14 protein-coding genes are annotated in these 22,747 nt (G+C 57.4%); 4 read left to right on the top strand and 10 right to left on the bottom strand.

The window, feature by feature from the left end; genetic code table 11:
• Positions 1-59 precede the first annotated feature (59 nt).
• From codA to gltB, 4 genes are all read right to left on the bottom strand, one after another.
• Positions 60-1,340, bottom strand: coding sequence for a cytosine/isoguanine deaminase (gene codA / locus ACOT0L_RS15535; protein ID WP_126503515.1), 1,281 nt, complete (start codon positions 1,338-1,340; stop codon positions 60-62).
• A complete protein-coding gene (gene codB / locus ACOT0L_RS15530) occupies positions 1,330-2,580 on the bottom strand; it encodes a cytosine permease (protein WP_126503517.1) in 1,251 nt (416 codons plus the stop codon). Before codB ends, codA begins: the two co-directional genes overlap by 11 nt.
• A 187-nt stretch (positions 2,581-2,767) precedes the next feature.
• Entirely contained in the window at positions 2,768-4,186 is a 1,419-nt protein-coding gene (gltD, locus tag ACOT0L_RS15525; RefSeq protein ID WP_045622114.1) for a glutamate synthase subunit GltD, read from the bottom strand.
• Positions 4,187-4,195: 9 nt separating this feature from the next.
• The gene (gltB, locus tag ACOT0L_RS15520; RefSeq protein ID WP_022649542.1) at positions 4,196-8,656 is read right to left on the bottom strand and encodes a glutamate synthase large subunit; all 4,461 of its coding nucleotides are present in this window, start codon (positions 8,654-8,656) and stop codon (positions 4,196-4,198) included.
• A 687-nt stretch (positions 8,657-9,343) separates the two neighbouring features.
• Here gltB and ACOT0L_RS15515 point away from each other — a divergent pair.
• The gene (locus ACOT0L_RS15515) at positions 9,344-10,285 is read left to right on the top strand and encodes a TIGR01212 family radical SAM protein (RefSeq protein WP_096147825.1); all 942 of its coding nucleotides are present in this window, start codon (positions 9,344-9,346) and stop codon (positions 10,283-10,285) included.
• Here ACOT0L_RS15515 and ACOT0L_RS15510 read toward each other — a convergent pair.
• On the bottom strand, positions 10,265-11,767 hold the full coding sequence (locus ACOT0L_RS15510) for a helicase HerA-like C-terminal domain-containing protein (protein WP_126503519.1): 1,503 nt from the start codon (positions 11,765-11,767) through the stop codon (positions 10,265-10,267). The two genes, ACOT0L_RS15515 and ACOT0L_RS15510, sit on opposite strands and share 21 nt — an antisense overlap.
• A 137-nt stretch (positions 11,768-11,904) precedes the next feature.
• Here ACOT0L_RS15510 and ACOT0L_RS15505 point away from each other — a divergent pair, with 137 nt between their 5' ends.
• Entirely contained in the window at positions 11,905-13,545 is a 1,641-nt protein-coding gene (locus tag ACOT0L_RS15505) for a dihydroxyacetone kinase subunit DhaK (RefSeq protein WP_126503521.1), read from the top strand.
• Positions 13,546-13,588: 43 nt separating this feature from the next.
• On the opposite strand, the gene ahr is transcribed toward ACOT0L_RS15505, so the two are convergent.
• The 5 genes from ahr to pepA all read right to left on the bottom strand — a co-directional run bounded on the left by ahr (position 13,589) and on the right by pepA (position 20,247).
• Positions 13,589-14,608 carry an NADPH-dependent aldehyde reductase Ahr gene (gene ahr, locus ACOT0L_RS15500; RefSeq protein ID WP_022649538.1) on the bottom strand — a complete coding sequence of 340 codons (1,020 nt, stop codon included), beginning with the start codon at positions 14,606-14,608 and terminating at the stop codon, positions 13,589-13,591.
• 83 nt (positions 14,609-14,691) lie between these two features.
• On the bottom strand, positions 14,692-15,195 hold the full coding sequence (locus ACOT0L_RS15495) for a GNAT family N-acetyltransferase (protein ID WP_048966236.1): 504 nt from the start codon (positions 15,193-15,195) through the stop codon (positions 14,692-14,694).
• A gap of 123 nt (positions 15,196-15,318) precedes the next feature.
• Positions 15,319-18,174 (bottom strand): valine--tRNA ligase, encoded by a 2,856-nt coding sequence (locus tag ACOT0L_RS15490; RefSeq protein ID WP_126503523.1) that lies wholly within the window; start codon positions 18,172-18,174, stop codon positions 15,319-15,321.
• Positions 18,174-18,617 (bottom strand): DNA polymerase III subunit chi, encoded by a 444-nt coding sequence (gene holC / locus ACOT0L_RS15485; protein ID WP_003861884.1) that lies wholly within the window; start codon positions 18,615-18,617, stop codon positions 18,174-18,176. Before holC ends, ACOT0L_RS15490 begins: the two co-directional genes overlap by 1 nt.
• A gap of 118 nt (positions 18,618-18,735) precedes the next feature.
• A complete protein-coding gene (pepA, locus tag ACOT0L_RS15480; RefSeq protein WP_003861882.1) occupies positions 18,736-20,247 on the bottom strand; it encodes a leucyl aminopeptidase in 1,512 nt (503 codons plus the stop codon).
• 265 nt (positions 20,248-20,512) lie between these two features.
• Between pepA and lptF the strand changes: the two genes are divergently transcribed.
• A complete protein-coding gene (gene lptF, locus ACOT0L_RS15475; RefSeq protein ID WP_023307066.1) occupies positions 20,513-21,613 on the top strand; it encodes an LPS export ABC transporter permease LptF in 1,101 nt (366 codons plus the stop codon).
• Positions 21,613-22,695 carry an LPS export ABC transporter permease LptG gene (gene lptG, locus ACOT0L_RS15470; RefSeq protein WP_022649534.1) on the top strand — a complete coding sequence of 361 codons (1,083 nt, stop codon included), beginning with the start codon at positions 21,613-21,615 and terminating at the stop codon, positions 22,693-22,695. The genes lptF and lptG overlap by 1 nt, the downstream gene beginning before the upstream one ends.
• The last annotated feature ends 52 nt before the right edge of the window (positions 22,696-22,747 follow it).

The raw sequence follows: 22,747 nt of genomic DNA, 5'->3' as shown, positions 1-22,747 counted from the left end.
GACCTGATAAAGCGTAAACAGGCTGATACGGCTCCGGATGAGATTTCCTGAATCGATAATTACCGTTTAAAGGTTACCGCTTCCGGCTGCGTCAGATGCAGCGTTGTCTGGCTGGGTACCGTCTCGGCGATAACCCGCCCGTGACGAACAGAATAACGCGCAGGCGTCTGGCGACGAACCGCATCAAAGCCATTTTCGGCCGGTAAAACAACCAGGTTCGCAGAATTACCCACCTTCACGCCGTAGTCCTGCAGGTTGAGCGTTTTCGCGCTGTGGGTGGTGATCAGATTCAGCCCGTCGTTAATCTGCCCGTACCCCATCAGCTGGCAGACGTGTAAACCCATATGCAGCACCTGCAACATATTGGCGGTGCCCAGGGGATACCACGGATCGAAAACGTCATCATGCCCAAAGCAGACGTTGATCCCCGCCTCCAGCATCTCTTTCACGCGCGTTACGCCGCGGCGCTTAGGATAGGTGTCGAAACGGCCCTGAAGGTGGATGTTCACCAGCGGATTGGCGACGAAGTTGATGCCCGACATTTTCAGCAAACGAAACAGGCGGGACGCGTAGGCGCCATTATAGGAGTGCATCGCTGTGGTATGGCTGGCGGTAACGCGCGCGCCCATCCCGTCACGGTGCGCCAGCGCGGCGACGGTTTCCACGAAGCGCGACTGTTCATCATCGATTTCGTCGCAGTGTACGTCGATCAGCCTGTCGTACTTCTGCGCCAGTGCGAAGGTTTTGTGCAACGACTCCACACCATACTCGCGGGTAAATTCAAAGTGCGGAATTGCGCCAATGACGTCCGCCCCCATACGCAACGCCTCTTCCAGCAACGCTTCACCGTTGGGATAAGAAAGAATGCCCTCCTGGGGGAACGCCACGATTTGCAGATCGACCCACGGGGCGACCTCCTGCTTCACTTCCAGCATCGCTTTCAGCGCCGTCAGCGTGGGATCGGAGACGTCAACGTGAGTACGCACATGCTGAATGCCGTTGGCCATCTGCCATTTCAGCGTCTGCATTGCGCGGGTCTTAACATCTTCGTGGGTGAGCAGCGCCTTACGTTCAGCCCAGCGCTCAATCCCCTCGAATAAGGTACCAGACTGGTTCCAGCTCGGTTCACCAGCCGTTTGAGTGGTATCCAGATGGATATGCGGCTCAACGAAAGGGGGAATGACCAGCCCGCCTTCAGCATCAAGCACCTGGCCCGCAGGTGACGATGCCGCGTCCTGCGGTTCAATACGGCTAAAGCGCCCGTTTTCAATTGCGATCTGCCATAACCCCTCTTGCCCCTGTAAACGGGCCTGACGAATGGTGAGGGTATTATTCTGCATGTGGAGCCTCCGGGGCGGTAGCAAAGGTACGTCTGACAAAGGGGGTTAACAGAAGGTAGCTGAATACGCCACCGAGGACCGCATTCACCGGCACTATACCGGGAATAATATTCCCGGCAGCCACGCCGAGCGCGACCGAAAGAATGGCTACCCAGTTGACCGGCACAAAGGTAGCGCTATGGAAGCTGGCGTAGCGGCGGCGGTTGATCAGATAGTCGGCGATAATCACCCCACCGACGGGAGGGATCGCCGCCGACAGAAAGGTGAGCCAGCCGACAAAGTTATTGTACAGCCACAGCGCGCAGAGCGTGCCGATAATACCGTTAACCACCGACAGCGTGCGGCTGGAAAGGCCGGTCACGTTGGCAAAGCCCAGACCCGACGCATAGAGCGCGTTGTCGTTGGTTGTCCAGATGTTCAGGCCGAGAACGATAATGGCGGGCAGCAGTAGCCCCTGAGCGATCATCACGTCCGAGATATCCGCCTGTCCAACTGCCGCGGCGCCTGCCGCACCGAAGATAAACATCAGCGAGTTGCCAAGGAAAAACGCCACCATTGCCACCACCACGGCGCCTTTCGCGTTACGCCCAAAGCGGACGAAGTCGGCGGTCAGCGTTCCGGCGCTGATGAAGGAGCCGACGACCAGCGCCAGCGCACCTGAAAAATTGAGCGGGGTCTGTGGCACCATCGCTTTTAAATGATCCAGCCCGCCCACGCCGTGCACCGCCAGCCAGACGGAGTAGCTGCCGAGGATAACTATCGCGGGAACGGCGATGATCGACAGAATCGTCAGTGCTGAGATACCAAAGAAGATGGTCATGGTCATCAACAGACCGGATACCGCGATCAGGATATTGACGTCGATGCCCGTGGCTTTACTCACCGGGATGGCAAACATCGCTACGCCGACGCCAAACCATCCTACCTGCGTACCGCCTAAAAGCATGGAGGGAAGCCAGGAACCTTTTATACCGAACGAGTAACGCGCAAGAAGATGGGTTGAGAGGCCGGTTTGTGCGCCAATGTAGCCAAGAAAAGCAGTGTAAATACCGAGGAGGAGATTGCCGAAGAGAACTGCGAGGAAGAAATCATTATAGGAAAGACCGGTACCGAGCATACCTCCGGTCCACATACTGGCGGAAAAAAAGGTTAACCCTAACATCACAAAAGTGAGTGGAACCACGCCTTTCCGCGCCGCCAGAGGGACGGGGCCCTGGCTATAATTGTTATCTTGCGACACAACGCCTCCTTGAATTTTGGCCAAAAAATCCGCCGCATAATATACATTTTTTTCATGAAAGCAAACGTTTACGTCAGGATCTACGCTGCTTTTTTGCTTAAAAAGGTATCATTAACTTAAGGGCAGGCTACTGAAAACAGGCTCCCCAGCGTTCCGCTTTATGCTTCTGCCGGGGAGTCAGAGGGGCTTACACTTCCAGGAAGTTCATGATCCCGTCAGCCGCTTTACGGCCTTCGGCAATCGCCGTCACCACCAGGTCAGAGCCGCGAACGATGTCGCCACCGGCGAAGATTTTCGGGTTGCTGGTCTGGAACGCGTTGTCGCTGCCTTCCGGCGCAATTATGCGGCCCTGAGAGTCCAGCTCTACGCTGTGCTTCGCCAGCCACTCCATGCTGTGAGGACGGAAACCAAACGCCATCACCACGGCGTCAGCCGGGATCACGTGTTCAGAACCGGCCACGATCTCCGCGCGACGACGGCCTTTCGCATCCGGCGCGCCCATCTCCGTGCGCGCCATCTTCACGCCGCTCACTCTACCGTTGGCATTCACCTCAATACCCAGAGGCTGGATGTTGAACTGGAACTCCACGCCCTCTTCACGCGCGTTTTTCACTTCGCGCTTAGAGCCCGGCATGTTCTCTTCGTCACGACGGTAAGCACAGATGACGTGCGCCGCGTTCTGACGAATGGAGGTACGCACGCAGTCCATCGCGGTATCACCGCCGCCCAGCACCACCACGCGTTTGCCTTCCATGCTGACGAACGGCTCATCGGCGGTCTCACCGTAGCCCATGATCTGCTTGGTGTTGGCAATCAGGAACGGCAGCGCGTCGTACACGCCCGGCGCATCTTCGTTCTCCAGACCACCGCGCATGGACTGATAAGTACCCACGCCCAGGAACACGGCGTCGTAATCCTTCAGCAGGTCGTCGAGCTGCACGTCACGGCCCACTTCCACGTTCAGTTTGAACTCAATGCCCATGCCGGTGAAGATTTCGCGGCGGCGGGTCATCACCTCTTTCTCCAGCTTGAAGGCCGGGATACCGAAGGTCAGCAGGCCGCCAATCTCAGGGTGGCGATCAAAGACCACCGCCTTCACGCCGTTACGGGTCAGCACGTCCGCACAGGCAAGGCCTGCCGGGCCCGCGCCAATAATCGCCACGCGCTTGTCGGTTTGACGCACACCGGTCATATCCGGACGCCAGCCCATTTCGAACGCTTTATCGTTGATATAGCGTTCGATGTTGCCGATGGTCACCGCGCCAAACTCGTCGTTCAGCGTACAGGAGCCTTCACACAGACGATCCTGAGGGCACACGCGGCCGCACACTTCCGGCAGGGTGTTGGTCTGATGAGACAGCTCGGCGGCTTCAAAAATACGCCCTTCGTTGGCCAGCTTCAGCCAGTTCGGGATGTAGTTATGGACCGGACACTTCCATTCGCAGTAAGGGTTACCGCAGGACAGGCAGCGGTCTGCCTGTGCTTTGGCCTGGCCTTCTGAAAATGGCTCGTAGATTTCAACAAATTCAATTTTACGGATCTTCAGCGGTTTCTTTGGCGGATCAACACGCTGAAGGTCGATAAACTGGTAAACGTTCTGGCTCATCTGAATTCCTTACTGCGCCTGCACGCGCAGCTCTGCTGCGCTACGACTACGGTGACCCAACAGGGCTTTAACATCGCTGGACTTCGGCTTAACCAGCGCAAATTTCGCAGAGAACGCCGGCCAGTTCGCCAGGATCTCTTCGCCGCGCGAAGAACCGGTATGCTGCACGTGTTCGGTAATTAAGCCGCGCAGGTGTTCTTCGTGGATGGCCAGCGTATCAACGTCCAGCACTTCCACCAGTTCCGGGTTCACGCGTTTGCGGAACTCACCGTCTTCATCCAGGACGTAGGCAAAACCGCCCGTCATGCCCGCGCCAAAGTTCACGCCGGTTTTACCCAGGACGCACACAATTCCGCCCGTCATGTATTCACAGCCGTTATCGCCGATGCCTTCCACCACGGTGATGGCACCGGAGTTACGCACCGCAAAACGCTCGCCCGCACGGCCCGCGGCAAACAGACGACCGCCGGTTGCACCGTACAGACAGGTATTGCCGATGATGCTTGCTTCATGGCTGCGGAAGGCTGAACCAACCGGAGGACGCACCGCCAGCAGACCGCCCGCCATGCCTTTTCCGACGTAGTCGTTGGCATCACCGGTCAGGTATAACTCAACGCCGCCCGCGTTCCACACACCGAAGCTCTGACCCGCGGTACCGCTGAAGTGCGCGGTAATCGGATCCGACGCCAGGCCCTGGTCACCGTGCGTTTGCGCGATGTAACCGGAGAGGGATGCACCCACGGAACGATCGGTGTTGCGGATATCAAACCAGAACGTTTTGCTCTGCTTCTCATCCACGTACGGCTTCGCCTGTTGCAGCAGCTGCGCGTTCAGCACGCCGTTGTCGAACGGCGGGTTGTTCTCGGTGCAGTAAACCGCTTTGCCAGGATGCGGCTGAGCGGTTTCCAGCAGCTTAGACAGCTCCAGCTTCTGCTGCTTGGCCGTGAAGCCCTCAAGCTCTTTCAGCAGGTCGGTACGGCCAATCAGATCCACCAGACGCTTCACGCCCAGCTGCGCCATCAGCTCGCGGGTTTCACGGGCGATGAAGTCAAAGTAGTTAGTCACTTTGAACGGGAGGCCGTGATAGTGATTCTTACGCAGCTTTTCGTCCTGGGTAGCAACGCCCGTTGCGCAGTTGTTCAGGTGGCAAATACGCAGGTATTTACAGCCGAGCGCAACCATCGGGCCGGTACCGAAGCCGAAGCTTTCCGCACCCAGAATCGCCGCTTTGATGATGTCGAGGCCGGTTTTCAGCCCGCCGTCTACCTGCAAACGGATCTTGTGACGCAGGCCGTTGGCGACCAGCGCCTGCTGGGTTTCCACCAGACCAAGCTCCCACGGACAACCCGCGTATTTTACGGAGGAGAGCGGGCTTGCGCCGGTGCCGCCGTCGTAGCCGGCGATGGTGATCAGATCCGCATAGGCTTTCGCCACGCCGGTGGCGATGGTGCCAACGCCCGGCTCGGAAACCAGCTTCACGGAGATCATCGCTTTCGGGTTGACCTGTTTCAGGTCGAAAATCAGCTGCGCCAGATCCTCGATAGAGTAAATATCGTGGTGCGGCGGCGGGGAGATCAGCGTCACGCCCGGCACCGAGTAGCGAAGCTTAGCGATGTACGGGGTGACTTTATCACCCGGCAGCTGACCGCCTTCACCCGGTTTCGCACCCTGCGCGACCTTAATCTGGATCACGTCGGCGTTAACCAGGTACGCAGGCGTTACGCCGAAACGGCCGGACGCTACCTGCTTGATACGGGACACTTTATTGGTGCCGTAACGGGCAGGATCTTCACCGCCTTCGCCGGAGTTGGAGTTGCCGCCGATGCTGTTCATGGCTTCCGCCAGCGCTTCGTGGGCTTCCGGGCTCAGCGCGCCGATGGACATCGCCGCGGTATCGAAACGTTTGAACAGCTCAGATGCGGGTTCAACCTCGTCAATGCTGACCGCTTCCTCACCCGGATTGAGGGCAATGAGATCGCGCAGCGTCGCCGCCGGACGGTTGTTCACCAGCTCAGCATACTGCTGATAATCGCTGTACTCGCCGCTTTGCACCGCCTGTTGCAGTGTGCGCACCACGTCCGGGTTATAAGCGTGATACTCACCCCCGTGAACATATTTCAGCAGACCGCCCTGTTCCAGCGGCTTACGTGCCAGCCAGGCGCGTTTCGACAGGTTCACCAGATCCTGCTGGAAGTCAGCAAAGCCTGCGCCACCAATACGGCTGATCACGCCCTGGAAGCAGAGGTTGGCAACGTCGTCATGCAGACCGACCGCTTCAAACAGCTTCGAGCAGCGGTATGAGGCGATGGTCGAGATGCCCATTTTGGACATGATCTTGTACAGACCTTTGTTGATGCCGTTACGGTAGTTCAGCATCACAGCACGGTAGTCTTTGTCGATCGCGCGGGTATCCACCAGGCGGGCCAGTGTTTCGTAAGCCAGATACGGGTAGATCGCCGTGGCGCCAAAGCCTAACAGCACCGCAAAGTGGTGCGGGTCGCGCGCGCTCGCAGTTTCAACGATGATGTTGGCATCGCAGCGCAGGCTCTTGTCCACCAGACGCGTCTGGATAGCCCCCACCGCCATGGGGGCAGGCACCGGCAGACGGTTTTTCGCGATGTTGCGGTCAGACAGCACCAGCAGAACGGTGCCGTTACGCACCATCTGCTCGGCTTTGTCGCACAGCGCGTTCACCGTCTCTTCGAGGCTCGTTTCGGTCACGTCGAAGGTGATATCGAGCGTGTCGGCGCGATAGTGCTCCTCGGTCATGGTGGTGAGCTGTTTGAAATCGGAGTACAGCAGGATCGGTGATTTAAAGGTCAGACGGTGCGCCTGGCCTTCGGCTTCACAGAATACGTTCATCTCACGGCCGATGCTGGTGGCCAGCGACATGACGTGGGCTTCGCGCAGCGGATCGATTGGCGGGTTGGTGACCTGCGCAAACTGCTGACGGAAATAGTCGTAAATAATGCGTGGCTGGCTGGAGAGCACAGCAAACGGGGTATCGTCACCCATTGAGCCGACCGCTTCCTGGCCGTTTTCGCCGAGCACGCGAATAACCGAGTCCAGCTCTTCCGCGCTGTAGTTAAACTGCTTCTGGAAGCTCGCGAGGGTGTCATCGTCCAGCTCGCGGCTACCCACTTCTTCGTCCGACAGATCTTCAAACGGCACCAGACGACGCACGTTTTTCTCCATCCACTCTTTGTACGGATGGCGGCTCTTCAGATCGTTGTCGGTTTCAGCAGAGTGCAGAATACGCCCACCGCGGGTGTCAATCACCATCAGCTCGCCCGGTCCGACGCGGCCTTTCTCGACCACTTCGTCTGGCTGGTAATCCCAGATACCCACTTCAGAGGCACAGGTGATGAGCTTGTCTTTGGTAATGACATAGCGCGCCGGACGCAGACCGTTACGGTCCAGGTTACAGGCGGCAAAACGTCCGTCGGACATAACGATGCCTGCCGGGCCATCCCACGGCTCCATGTGCATGGAGTTAAAGTCAAAGAACGCGCGCAGCTCAGGGTCCATATCCGGGTTGTTCTGCCAGGCCGGCGGTACAAGCAGACGCATGGCGCGCACGATATCCATCCCGCCCGCCAGCAGCAGTTCCAGCATGTTATCCATTGAGCTGGAGTCCGAGCCGGTTTCGTTCACGAACGGCGCGGCATCGTGCAGGTCCGGGATCAGCGGGGTCTGGAACTTATAGGTACGGGCGCGGGCCCACTGGCGGTTACCGGTGATGGTGTTGATCTCACCGTTGTGCGCCAGGTAGCGGAACGGCTGAGCCAGCGGCCAGCGTGGAACGGTGTTGGTGGAGAAGCGCTGGTGGAACAGGCAAATGGCCGATTCCAGACGCAGATCCGCCAGGTCCAGGTAGAAGCGCGGCAGGTCAGCCGGCATGCACAGACCTTTATAGATGTTCACCAGGTTAGAGAGGCTACAGACGTAGAACTCTTTATCGTCCTGAAGACGTTTTTCAATGCGGCGGCGGGCAATAAACAGACGGCGTTCCATATCACGCGGACGCCAGCCCGCAGGCGCGTTGACGAAAATCTGTTCAATACGAGGCAGCGAGGAGAGGGCGATTTCACCGAGCACCCCTTCGTTGGTTGGCACATCGCGCCAGCCGACAATCGACAGGGTTTCACGCTGAAGTTCTTCTTCAACGATGCGGCGTGACGCGGCAGCTTTTTCAGGATCCTGATTCAGGAACAGCATACCGACAGCGTAGTTTTTGGCTAAACGCCAGCCGCGCTCTTCCGCCACGATGCGGAAGAAACGATCCGGTTTTTGCAGCAGCAGACCGCAACCGTCGCCGGTTTTACCATCGGCAAGGATGGCGCCACGGTGCTGCATACGGGCCAGTGCGTGAATAGCAGTACGCACTACCTTGTGGCTAGGTTCGCCTTCTATGTGGGCGATCAGGCCGAAACCACAGTTATCCTTCTCAAGGGATTTATCGTACAACATATCAGTGAACCTCCCCAGGCTCGTCGGGCTTCCCACTGAACTTTACCGTGGCGCACAGGCGCAGAAAGAGCATGGCGACGGGGTTAGCGTTTCATACGCGGACCTCGCATTCGCCCTCTTTTTCATCCTTTCGCGCAGGTAAACAAGTTTGAGGACTTGCTTCAGAGGGAATCTCAATTACTGCATAAATATGATGAGCAGGCCGCTCATCCAGAAAGCTTCCAGCGGATTTCCAACTTATCGGGAATTGGTACACAGGTCAAATGGCAATCTTATTTATACAAAAATGTGCTAAAGAGTGGTCATATTGTTGTTTTTATTGATGATTTCACTATTTTTACAACCACTTAAAGCGCCGGGAAGGTGCAGGGGAGTGTGATCTGACTCACTATATGAAAGCGGTATTATCAATGCAGCGTGCTGAAATGCAGATTTATAGCAGAATAATAATCTGGGGTGGCATTCAAACCCGCATAAAATCACTGTTTTTCAGACCTGGCGCTATAAATGAAAAAAACCATCAGAACATAAGGAAAAGTAATTACGTGCAAGGTGAATGAAATCTCGGTAATCGTGATTATTTATTCAAATAGATAAAGGCCGTCCAGGGCGATTGATCCAGGTCATCGCCGACAGAGGCTAAAAATGGCAGGCTTGTCCCCTTTCTTCGGGACGGTCTATCAGATTATGCAGTTACAGAAATTAGTCAATATGTTTGGTGGGGATCTTTTGCAGCGCTACGGACAAAAGGTTCACAAACTGACGCTGCACGGCGGCTTTAGCTGTCCGAACCGCGATGGCACCATCGGGCGTGGTGGCTGCACCTTCTGTAACGTGGCCTCGTTTGCTGATGAAGCTCAACAGCATAAATCTATCGCTGAACAGCTCGCCCATCAGGCGAGTCTGGTGAACCGCGCGAAGCAATATCTGGCCTATTTCCAGGCCTACACCAGCACGTGGGCGGAGGTGCAGGTGCTGCGCGCTATGTATCAACAGGCGGTTGCTCAAGCGAACATTGTCGGGCTGTGCGTGGGGACGCGTCCGGACTGCGTGCCGGACGCCGTGCTGGATTTACTTAGCGAGTACAAAGAGAAGGGCTACGAGATCTGGCTGGAGCTGGGCTTGCAGACCGCGCACGACAAAACCCTGCACCGTATCAATCGCGGGCATGATTTTGCCTGCTACCAGCGCACCACGCGTCTCGCCCGCGAGCGTGGATTAAAAGTCTGCTCGCATCTGATTGTCGGCTTGCCGGGAGAAGGGCAGCAGCATGGCCTTGAAACGCTGGAAAAAGTCGTCGAGACCGGCGTGGACGGCATTAAGCTGCACCCGCTGCATATTGTTACGGGAAGCATTATGGCGAAAGCCTGGGAAGCGGGGCGGTTAAGTGGCATCGAACTCGACGATTATACGGTGACGGCGGGGGAGATGATTCGCCACACGCCGCCGGAGATTGTTTACCACCGCATCTCGGCAAGCGCCCGCCGCCCAACGCTTCTGGCACCGCTCTGGTGTGAGAACCGCTGGACGGGGATGCTGGAAATCGACCGCTATCTACAGGAGAACGGCGTACAGGGGTCGGCGCTTGGCCGCCCGTGGGTTCCACCGCTACCGGCGACGGCCGCCTAACAGACTTCCCAGCATGCCGCGCACTATCTGGTTGGTAATCTGACGCGTCGCGCTTTTTGCCATGGTCTGCACCACGCCATCGCGTTTGCCGCCGCGCGGCCCGGTGCTGCCGAACAGAATATCTTTCAGCCCGCCGAGAATGCCGTCGTCCACGGCTACAAATTGCCCTTTGGCGGCAGGCGCATTCTGCGATTCGGCAGTCGCCTGCACCCCTTTTTGCAGCATCTCGAACGCGGATTCGCGATCCACCTCGTCTTCATATTTCCCGTACACCGGGGAGTGGTTGATCAGGCCGTTGCGTTCATCGTCCGTTACTGGCCCCATGCGCGAGCAGGGCGCAATCACCATCGCGCGCTCGACAACTGTCGGGCTGCCTTTTGCATCGAGGAACGAAATCAGCGCTTCACCGGTGCCTAGCGCCTGAATGGCGGTTTCGGTATCAAAGGCCGGATTGGCACGCATGGTTTGCGCCGCGGCTTTCACCGCTTTCTGATCTTTCGGCGTAAAGGCGCGCAGGGCGTGCTGCACGCGGTTACCCAGTTGCCCCAGTACGTTGTCCGGAATATCCGACGGGTTTTGCGACACAAACCAGACCCCGACGCCTTTGGAGCGGATCAGGCGGATAACCTGTTCAATTTTATCCAGCAGCACCTGCGGCGCGTCGTTAAACAACAGGTGCGCTTCGTCAAAGAAGAACACCAGTTTGGGTTTTTCCAGATCGCCTGCTTCCGGCAGTTGTTCGTAGAGTTCAGAGAGCATCCACAGCAGGCTGGCGGCGTAGAGCTTCGGCATCTGGTAGAGCTTCTCTGCGCTCAGAATGTTGATGATGCCTTTGCCGCTGCTGTCGGTGCGCATCCAGTCTTTGATATCCAGCATTGGCTCGCCGAAGAAATGCTCGGCGCCCTGTTGCTCCAGCGTCAGGAGCCCGCGCTGAATGGCGCCCACCGAGGCGCTGCTGATATTGCCGTACTGGTTCTGGAAGGATTTGGCGTTATCGCCAATGTACTGGGTGATGGCGCGCAGATCTTTGAAGTCGAGCAGCAGTAAGCCCTGATCGTCGGCGATACGGAAGATAATGTTCAGCACCCCGGACTGCACGTCGTTAAGATTAAGCAGACGGGCCAGCAGCAAAGGGCCGAGGTCGGAGACGGTGGCGCGCACCGGATGCCCTTTTTCGCCGAAGATATCCCAGACCACCACTGGATTACCGTGCGGCGTCCAGTCCGTGATGCCGATATTTTTCAGGCGCTCGAGCAGTTTTTCTGACGCCGTGCCTTCCTGAGCCACCCCGGTTAAATCGCCCTTCACGTCAGCCATAAAAACCGGCACGCCAGCCTCGGACAACGACTCAGCCAGCTTTTGCAGGGTGACGGTTTTTCCCGTCCCGGTCGCGCCTGTGATCAGGCCATGACGGTTCGCCATCGCGGGCAGTAAAAACAGCTCTTTTTCCAGCGTCCTGGCGATTAACAATGGTGTACTCATGATGCACGTCCTCTCGTAGTCCTGGGTGGAGTATAGGCAACCTGACGGCAAAATGTCTGCGTAAATTCCTCACTTTGCGGCGCATTATCCAGTGCGGACTATGCTTTTGCATACGGTAAACAAAATTTTGGGAAACTATGTCCAGATTCTTTTTTAACGACCGCAAACAGCTTGTCAACGATGCCATTGAAGGCATACTTCTCTCCGCGCCGCACGGTAATCTCGTCAAACTGGATATCGATCCGGCCATCCGCGTGGTGGCACGCGGCGACTGGGATAAAAGCCGCGTGGCGGTGATCTCCGGTGGCGGCTCCGGCCATGAACCGGCACATGCCGGGTTCGTCGGTAAAGGCATGCTTACCGCAGCGGTGTGTGGCGATTTGTTCGCCTCCCCAAGCGTGGATGCGGTCCTCAATGCCATTGTGGCGGTGACGGGCGATCGTGGCTGCCTGCTGATTGTGAAAAACTACACCGGCGACCGGCTTAACTTTGGCCTGGCGGCGGAAAAAGCCAAACGCTACGGCCTGAAGGTGGAGATGGTTATCGTCGCGGATGATATTGCCCTGCCGGATAACAAGCAGCCGCGTGGTATCGCGGGAACGGCGCTGGTGCATAAGATTGCGGGATATGCGGCAGAGCAGGGGAAATCGCTAAACGACGTGCGGGATATAGCGCAACAGGCCTGCGATAACCTCTGGAGCCTGGGCGTGGCGATGCAAACGTGCAACCTGCCGGGCAGCGATGATGAAGAGGGGCGCATAAAACAAGGCCATGTCGAGCTGGGTTTGGGCATTCACGGCGAGCCGGGGGCATCGGTGGTGGATACGCAAAACAGCAAAGCCATTATCGACACGCTGGTGACGCCGTTACGCGCGCAGGCGGGGGACGGGCGCTTTGCGGTGCTGATCAACAACCTCGGCGGCGTGTCAGCGCTGGAGATGGCTCTGCTCACCAAAGAGCTGGCGCATTCGGCGCTGAAAGAGAACATAGCGTATCTGATTGGCCCGGCGCCGCTGGTGAGTGCGCTGGATATGAAAGGGTTTTCGCTAACGCTGTTAAAGCTCAGCGATTTTTTCGAGAAGGCGATACACGCCGAGGTCGAGACGCTGGGCTGGCAGAAGCCCGTCGCGTTCGCGCCCCTGCGTACCGTCCCCCATAGCGCCCTTCATGACCGCGTGGAATATACCCCATCGGACAATCCGCAGGTGAGCGAGGCCGTCGCTTCGGTAACGAAGACATTGATCCAGCTGGAAAACCGCCTCAACGCGCTGGATGCCAAAGTAGGCGATGGCGATACGGGCTCCACCTTTGCGCAAGGGGCGCGGGATATTGCGCAGCGACTTGAGGAGAACAACCTGCCCCTTAACGACGTGCCGACATTACTCCTGCTGGTGGGGGAGCGGCTGGCTACGGTAATGGGCGGGTCGAGCGGGGTGCTGATGTCGATCTTCTTCACGGCGGCAGGACAAAAGCTTCACGATGGACAGCCGCTACCAGAAGCATTGTTGAGCGGACTGGCGCAGATGAAGCAGTATGGCGGTGCAGATCTCGGCGATCGTACGCTGATCGATGCCCTGCAACCGGCGCTGGAGGCATTAAGGGATGGCGATCTGCGGACGGCGGCGCAGGCTGCGCAGCAGGGTGCCGAAGCAACGGCGAAAATGGCGAAAGCCGGCGCGGGACGCTCGTCGTATGTCAATAAAGAGAGCCTGGATGGGGTGATGGATCCGGGAGCGGTCGCGGTGGCAGAAGTACTTAACGTATTGGCGCGGCAGTGAAAGTAGGCCGGGTCAGGCGAAGCCGCCACCCGGCAAACTCACATCAGAAATCCGCTTTCAACACTACGCGGTAGCGGGCTTTGCCGTCGCGCACGTGCTGGATTGCTTCGTTGATTTTTGACATCGGATACAGTTCGGTGGTGGGTGCCACTTTTGTGCGTCCGGCAAACTTCATCAGCTTGCGTAACTCATATGGCGTGCCGGTAGCAGATCCGGATACGCTGCGATCGCCGCCGATCAGGGTAAACGCCGGAACCGGCAGCGGCTTCATCACCGCACCCACGGTGTGGAAGTTACCGCCGTAGGCCAGGGCTTCAAAGTACGGCTGCCAGTCGAGATCGACGTTGACGGTGTTGATGATCAGGTCAAACTGGCCTGCCAGGGCGGTGAGCGCCTCGGGATCGCGACTGTTCACCACTTTATCCGCACCCATCGCCAGCACTTCCTGCTCTTTCGCCGGGTTCGAGCTGAACGCCGTCACTTCACAGCCCATCGCGTGCAGCAGTTTGATGGCAATATGCCCCAGCCCGCCAATACCGATCACGCCCACGCGGCTGGTGGCAGTTACGTGATGCATCAGCAGCGGTTTAAATACGGTGATACCGCCACACAGCAGCGGACCTGCGGATTCAATATCAATGCTGTCCGGCAGCGGGATAACCCATTGCCAGTCGGCGCGTAGTTTATCGGCGAAACCACCCTTGTTCAGGATGGTCGGCGTAGCGCCCTCAAGGCAGTTGATCTGGTTACCGCTAATACAGGCGTCGCAGTGGCCGCAGCTGCGTGCCGTCCAGCCGATACCCACGCGCTGGCCCACTTTCAGCCCTTTGTCCTGCGCGGCGCTGCCGAGCGCCACGACGCGGCCAATGACTTCGTGCCCGGCAACCAGCGGATAGCTGGAAAAGCCCCATTCATTGTCGATCATCGAGAGGTCTGAATGGCAGATCCCGCAGTAATCCACCTGTACTTCGACGTCTTCCGCTTTTAGTTCGCCCGCATCGTACTCGTACAGCTCAAGTTCTGCACCCGCCTGCGGTGCGGCGTAGCTTTTTATCTTCGACATCGCGTTTCCCCTGTTTTGGTGTGAACTGTGAGTGTAGAGCATTCAGTTTACAGACGCTTAACAGAAGACGGCAGGAACAAAACTTACAGACTTTTCAGCATTCTGACTTCGCAGTCCACGTGGCCCGTGCAGCCCAGTGGCGCATCGATATGCTTAAAGCCCAGATGCTCATACAGGCCAATGGCCTCTTTAAGGAAAGCGGTGGTTTCAAGGTAGCAACGTTTAAAGCCCTGTGAGCGTGCATGTTCCAGGGCGACCAGCGCCAGCTTTTTCGCCAGGCCTTGTCCGCGTATCGTTGGCAGGAAATACATTTTCTGGAGTTCACAGATATCCGGCTCGCTGCAGAGCAGGGGGGCAATGCCGCCGCCGCCCACGACCTGGCCGTCCTGCTCGATGACCCAATAGGCATGGCCCGGCTGGCTGTACAGCTGAAAAAGTTCGTCCAGATTGGGATCGGCCACGGTGTAGCCTTTGTCGGCGGTCAGGCCATATTCGGCCGATACCGTGCGGATAACGGCGGCGATAGCCGGGTTGTCCTGCTCAGTGATCCGACGCATTGTCGTCGCGACGGGGGTAATCACGCTCATAGCATTACTCATGACAAAAATTGACACACAACTGCTGTTAATAGCACCGCAGAAAGGGGAGTGCAAGCGAGGAGTTTTCAGGAAGGATACCCCTTACGCCCTGAAGCGTAAGGGGTAAAAGCATTACAGGGCTGCAATAACCGCCTGCTGCTCGATCAGTTTGGTCTTCGCATCGGCGAAGGCAACCAGACGCTCACGCTCTTTGGCGATGACCGCTTCCGGCGCGCGGGCCACAAAGCCCTCGTTCGTCAGTTTGCTTTCGATTTTGCCAATTTCCACGTCGACTTTCGCCACTTCTTTCGCCAGACGAGCCAGCTCAGCGTCTTTGTCGATCAGGCCCGCCATCGGGATCAACAGCTCCGCGCCGTCGATAATTTTGGTCACGGAAACCGGACCTTTATCATCGGCAGGCAGCACGGTGATGCTTTCCAGACGCGCCATGGTTTTCAGGAAGGTGTTGTTCTCGGTGACGCGACGAACGGCAGCTTCGCTGCAACCGCGCAGCAGCAACTCCAGTGGTTTACCCGGAGCGATGTTCATTTCCGCGCGGATGTTACGTACCGCAACGATCGCCTGTTTCAGCCACTCGGTATCCGCAGACGCGGCTTCATCCACTTTCGCGGCATCGAATGCCGGGAACGGCTGGAGCATGATGGTATCGGCGTTAATACCGGCAATCACCTTCACGCGCTGCCAGATGGTTTCGGTGATGAACGGAATGATCGGGTGCGCAAGGCGCAGCAGACCTTCCAGAACGGTAATCAGCGTATTACGCGTACCGCGCAGCTCTGCCTCAGTGCCGCCGTTCATGACCGGCTTCGCCAGCTCCAGATACCAGTCACAGAACTGGTTCCAGGTGAATTCGTACAGGATGCCTGCCGCGATGTCGAAGCGGTAGCTGTCCAGCGCGTCGCGGAACGCTTTCACCGTCTGGTTAAATTCCGCCAGGATCCAGCGGTCTGCCAGAGACAGGGTCATTTCGCCGCCGTTAAAGCCGCAATCCTGATCTTCGGTGTTCATCAACACGAAGCGGCTGGCGTTCCACAGCTTGTTACAGAAGTTACGGTAACCTTCCAGACGCTTCATATCCCAGTTGATGTCACGACCGGTGGAGGCCAGCGCCGCCAGGGTGAAGCGCAGGGCGTCGGTACCGTGAGATTCGATCCCGTTCGGGAACTGCTTCTCGGTACGCTTGCGGATTTTCTCCGCCAGCTGCGGCTGCATCATGTTGCCGGTACGTTTTTCCAGCAGCTCTTCCAGAGAGATACCATCAACCATGTCCAGCGGGTCGATAACGTTACCCTTGGATTTGGACATCTTCTGGCCTTCGTCGTCGCGGATCAGGCCGGTCATGTAGACGGTATGGAACGGAACCTGCGGCTTGCCATCTTCGTCTTTGATGAAGTGCATGGTCATCATGATCATGCGGGCGATCCAGAAGAAGATGATGTCGAAGCCGGAGACCATCACGCTGGTTGGGTGGAACTGACGCAGCGCGTCGGTGTTTTCCGGCCAGCCGAGGGTCGAGAAGGTCCACAGCGCGGAAGAGAACCAGGTATCCAGCACGTCTTCGTCCTGGCGCAGCGCAACGTCAGCGCCCAGGTTGTTTTCCTGACGCACTTCCTCTTCGGTGCGGCCAACGTAGACGTTGCCTTCATTGTCGTACCACGCCGGGATACGGTGACCCCACCACAGCTGACGGGAGATACACCAGTCCTGAATATCGCGCATCCAGGAGAAGTACATGTTTTCGTACTGCTTCGGCACGAACTGAATGCTGCCGTTCTCAACCGCTTCCACAGCCGGTTTCGCCAGCACGTCGGCACGCACGTACCACTGGTCGGTCAGCATTGGCTCGATAACCACGCCGCCACGGTCGCCGTACGGCACGGTCAGATCGTGAGGTTTAATCTCTTCCAGCAGGCCGAGCGCGTCCACGGCGGCTACGACGGCTTTACGCGCGGCAAAGCGCTCCAGCTTCTGGAACTCAGCCGGGATGTCGCTGGAATAAACGTCGGATTCGTTGCCTTTGGTGTCGTACACTTCTGCGCTTTCGCGGATATCGCCGTCGAAGGTCAGAATGTTGATCATCGGAAGTTGATGACGACGACCGACTTCATAGTCGTTAAAGTCGTGCGCCGGGGTAATTTTCACGCAGCCGGTGCCTTTTTCCATGTCGGCGTGTTCGTCGCCCACAATCGGAATACGGCGGTTCACCAGCGGCAGCACCACAAATTTGCCGATCAGATCTTTATAGCGCGGATCTTCCGGGTTAACGGCCACGCCGGTATCGCCCAGCAGGGTTTCCGGACGGGTGGTCGCCACCACCAGGTAATCTTTACCGTCGGCGGTTTTCGCGCCGTCGGCCAGCGGATAGCGGATGTGCCACATGGAGCCTTTAGACTCGCGGTTTTCCACTTCCAGGTCAGAGATGGCGGTACGCAGTTTCGGGTCCCAGTTGACCAGGCGTTTGCCACGGTAAATCAGGTCTTCTTTGTACAGGCGCACGAAGACTTCTTTCACGGCGTTGGACAGGCCTTCATCCATGGTGAAGCGCTCACGCTCCCAGTCCACGGAGTTGCCGAGACGGCGCATCTGACGGGTAATAGTGCCGCCGGATTCCGCTTTCCACTGCCAGATTTTGTCGATAAACGCGTCGCGACCGTAGTCGTGGCGGGTTTTACCCTCTTCAGCGGCAATTTTACGCTCAACCACCATCTGGGTCGCGATACCCGCGTGGTCAGTCCCCGCCTGCCACAGGGTGTTTTTACCCTGCATACGCTGGTAGCGGATCATGGTATCCATGATGGTCTGCTGGAAAGCATGCCCCATATGCAAACTGCCGGTGACGTTCGGCGGCGGGATCATGATGCAGAAGGACTCTTTGCTTTCGTCGCCGTTAGGCTTGAAATAGCCCTGCTGTTCCCAGTGCTCGTAAAGCGGCTGTTCGATATCGCGTGGGTTATATGTCTTTTCCATTATTTCCAGGTTGCCGTATTCAGGTTAAAACCGGCCAGGCGGTACGCTTTGTAGCGTTCGCGCGCCAGCTGTTTCAAAGATTCTTCGTAAGGGACAAAGTCTACCACTTCTGTGAAAGCGGTGGCAAAATCTGCAAAGTCTGTCCGCAGGCTAATGAGAATGTCGCGCGCGCTGCTGTTGCGTTTTTGCGGCCAGGCAATCTCCACCGGTGCCCCGCCGCGTGGACCTTCGCCCGACAGGTTATGCGGAACAAAACTCTCCGGCGGGCGCGCCCATAGCGCTTCATCCAGACGAATCGCCTGCTGCTCATCTTCACAGGCAATCAGGACGCGTTTACCTGCGCGCCAACGTTCTGCGGCAATTTCACACACCAGTTGTTCAACGGCGCTGAGGCCATCCTGATGGGTGTCATTGTCCAGAAGGTAGAACGTTGCATTCTTCATATATGGGGTTTCTTGTCGTGGATTTAAATGCAAAGCCGGGTGGCGCTACGCTTACCCGGCCTACGGTTGAGTGACGTTGTAGGCCGGGTAAGGCGAAGCCGCCACCCGGCGTTTTTCATCACTCGTCGCCGTTAAAACCCGCGCGATTGAGCAGGAACTGCGACAGCAGGGCCACCGGACGTCCCGTCGCGCCTTTGGCTTTACCGGAGCGCCATGCGGTCCCCGCAATGTCCAGGTGCGCCCAGTTGTACTTGCGGGTGAAGCGCGCCAGGAAGCAGCCTGCGGTAATTGCGCCGCCAGGACGACCACCAATGTTCGCCATGTCCGCGAAGTTAGACTCCAGCTGTTCCTGGAACTCGTCCCCCAGCGGCAGACGCCACGCGCGGTCGCCAGCCTGTTCGGACGCGCCGATCAGCTCATGCGCCAGCGGATTGTGGTTCGACATCAGGCCGGTGATGTGATGCCCCAGCGCAATCACGCAGGCGCCGGTCAGGGTAGCTACGTCGATAACCGCTTCAGGTTCGAAACGCTCAACGTAGGTCAGCACGTCGCACAGCACCAGACGGCCTTCGGCGTCGGTGTTCAGCACTTCAACGGTCTGGCCGGACATGGTAGTCAGCACATCACCCGGGCGATAAGCGCGGCCGCCAGGCATGTTTTCGCAGCCCGCCAGCACGCCGATCACGTTGATGGGCAACTGAAGTTCCGCGACCATGCGCATGACGCCGTAAACCGCCGCCGCGCCACACATGTCGTACTTCATCTCATCCATGCCTTCTGAAGGCTTGATGGAGATACCGCCGGAGTCGAAGGTCAGCCCTTTGCCAACGAGCACGATCGGACGCGCGTCTTCAGACGGATTGCCTTTGTATTCGATGACCGACATCAGGGATTCGTTCTGGGAGCCGTTACCGACCGCCAGATAAGAGTGCATCCCCAGCTCTTTCATCTGCTGTTCGCCGATAACGCGGGTGATGACGTTCTTGCTGTAGGCGTCAGCCAGCTGGCGCGCCTGTGACGCCAGGTACGCGGCGTTACAGATGTTTGGCGGCATATTGCCAAGATCTTTTGCCGCTTTAATACCGGCAGCAATCGCCAGACCGTGCTGAATGGCGCGCTCGCCGCTGGTCAGCTCGCGACGGGTCGGCACGTTAAAGACCATTTTACGCAGCGGGCGACGCGGCTCGCTTTTGGTGGTCTTCAACTGATCAAAGCTGTAGAGGCTCTCTTTTGCGGTTTCGACGGCCTGGCGTACTTTCCAGTACGTGTTGCGGCCCTTAACGTGCAGCTCCGTGAGGAAGCAGACGGCTTCCATCGAACCAGTATCATTCAGTGTATTAATGGTTTTCTGAATAACCTGCTTGTACTGGCGCTCATCAAGCTCACGTTCTTTACCGCAGCCAATTAGCAGAATACGCTCGGACAGGACGTTTGGAACGTGGTGCAGCAACAGGGTCTGCCCTGGTTTGCCTTCCAGTTCGCCACGGCGCAGCAGGGCGCTGATATAGCCGTCGCTGATTTTATCGAGTTGCTCGGCGATCGGGGAGAGTCGGCGTGGTTCAAAGACGCCCACAACGATGCAGGCACTCCGCTGTTTCTCCGGGCTACCGCTTTTTACACTGAACTCCATGCACTACGCTCCTGAATCTTAAAGACAACGGCGGCGGCTACGGATAGAATTGAAACCTTTCGTAACTCATGTCCGCCGTTGTGGTGACTTCGTGTTAATCTTACGTTACTACGGTTTCGACACGTCAATAAATGTCATGAAGCGCGAATCCGCCGGGTTTTTTAATCTTAGCGATGATTTCGACGACTCAAGAGAATAAATGACGTTTAAGCCATGAAACAAGCTAAATTCCTGCATAAGACGAGTTTTAACGGGCGTATTTAAAGTGATAATCATAAGATATCTGGTTCGGGAGACGCTGAAGAGCCAACTGGCGATCCTCTTTATCCTCCTTCTGATCTTTTTCTGTCAGAAGCTGGTCAGGATCCTCGGCGCGGCAGTTGATGGCGAAATCCCAACGAATCTGGTGCTTTCCCTGCTCGGGCTTGGCGTGCCGGAAATGGCGCAGCTTATCCTGCCGTTAAGCCTGTTCCTTGGTCTGCTGATGACCCTGGGTAAGCTCTATACCGAAAGTGAAATCACCGTGATGCATGCCTGCGGCCTCAGTAAGGCCGTACTGGTAAAGGCAGCCATGGTGCTGGCGCTGTTTACGGGCATTGTTGCCGCGGTTAACGTCATGTGGGCGGGGCCGACCTCGTCCCGTCATCAGGATGAGGTGCTGGCGGAAGCAAAAGCTAACCCGGGGCTGGCGGCGCTGGCGCAGGGGCAGTTCCAGCAGGCGACCGACGGTAACTCCGTGCTGTTTATCGAAAGCGTCGATGGCAGCCGCTTCAATGACGTGTTTCTTGCTCAACTGCGCCCGAAAGGTAACGCTCGCCCTTCTGTGGTAGTGGCGGACTCCGGTCAGCTGGCGCAGCGTAAAGACGGCTCTCAGGTTGTCACGCTGAACAAAGGAACGCGTTTCGAAGGCACGGCTATGCTGCGTGACTTCCGTATCACCGATTTCCAGAACTACCAGGCCATCATTGGTCACCAGGCCGTCGCGCTCGATCCAACGGATACTGAGCAGATGGATATGCGCACCTTAATGAATACTGATACCGATCGTGCGCGTGCTGAACTGCACTGGCGTATCACGCTGGTATTCACCGTATTTATGATGGCGCTGATGGTAGTGCCGCTGAGCGTGGTGAACCCGCGTCAGGGCCGCGTGCTGTCGATGCTGCCAGCGATGCTGCTGTATCTGGTGTTCTTCCTGCTGCAAACCTCAATCAAGTCTAACGGCGGGAAAGGAAAAATTGACCCGATGATCTGGACCTGGGTCGTGAATGGTTTGTATCTGCTGCTGGCAGTCGGACTCAACTTGTGGGACACGGTGCCTGTGCGTCGTCTTCGTGCCCGGTTTACGCGTAAAGGAGCCATCTAATGCAGGCGTTTGGCGTACTTGACCGCTATATCGGTAAAACAATTTTTACCACCATCATGATGACCCTGTTCATGCTGGTGTCGCTCTCGGGCATTATCAAATTTGTCGACCAGCTGAAAAAAGCCGGGCAGGGGAGTTACGACGCGTTGGGCGCCGGGATGTACACCCTGCTCAGCGTACCAAAAGATGTGCAGATCTTCTTTCCAATGGCGGCCCTGCTGGGTGCGCTGCTGGGCCTGGGGATGCTGGCTCAGCGTAGCGAACTGGTGGTGATGCAGGCATCGGGCTTTACCCGTATGCAGGTTGCGCTGTCGGTGATGAAAACTGCGATCCCGCTGGTGCTGCTGACCATGGCGATCGGCGAATGGGTCGCGCCGCAGGGCGAACAGATGGCGCGTAACTACCGTGCTCAGGCGATGTACGGCGGTTCTCTGCTCTCCACGCAGCAGGGATTATGGGCGAAAGATGGCCAGAACTTTGTCTATATCGAACGCGTGAAAGGGGATGACGAGCTGGGTGGCGTGAGTATCTATGCTTTCAATAACGATCGTCGTTTGCAGTCAGTGCGTTATGCCGCCTCTGCTAAATTTGATGCAAACAACAAGCTGTGGCGGTTATCCCAGGTTGATGAATCTGACCTGACTAACCCGAAACAGATCACCGGTTCGCAGACCGTTAGCGGTACCTGGAAAACCGACCTGACGCCGGACAAGCTCGGCGTCGTGGCGCTTGACCCCGATGCGCTCTCCATCAGCGGTCTGCATAACTACGTGAAGTATCTGAAATCGAGCGGGCAGGATGCGGGGCGTTACCAGCTCAACATGTGGAGCAAAATCTTCCAGCCGCTGTCCGTGGCGGTGATGATGCTGATGGCGCTGTCGTTCATCTTTGGACCGCTACGTAGCGTGCCGATGGGGGTTCGCGTGGTAACCGGTATCAGCTTTGGTTTCGTGTTCTACGTCCTCGATCAGATTTTTGGTCCGCTGACGCTGGTGTATGGCATTCCGCCAATTATCGGCGCGCTGTTGCCGAGCGCCAGTTTCTTCCTGATCAGCCTCTGGATGCTGCTAAAACGCTCCTGATAAACCTTCTTCCTCGCTCCCGCTTGCCCGGGGGCGAGGCTAATCTCCTGTT

Source organism: Enterobacter cloacae complex sp. XAL002, assembly GCF_049236805.1.
Classification (GTDB): domain Bacteria; phylum Pseudomonadota; class Gammaproteobacteria; order Enterobacterales; family Enterobacteriaceae; genus Enterobacter; species Enterobacter intestinihominis.
The sequence above is the reverse complement of the archived record's forward strand: the minus strand, read 5'-3'. Positions and strand labels throughout refer to the sequence as shown.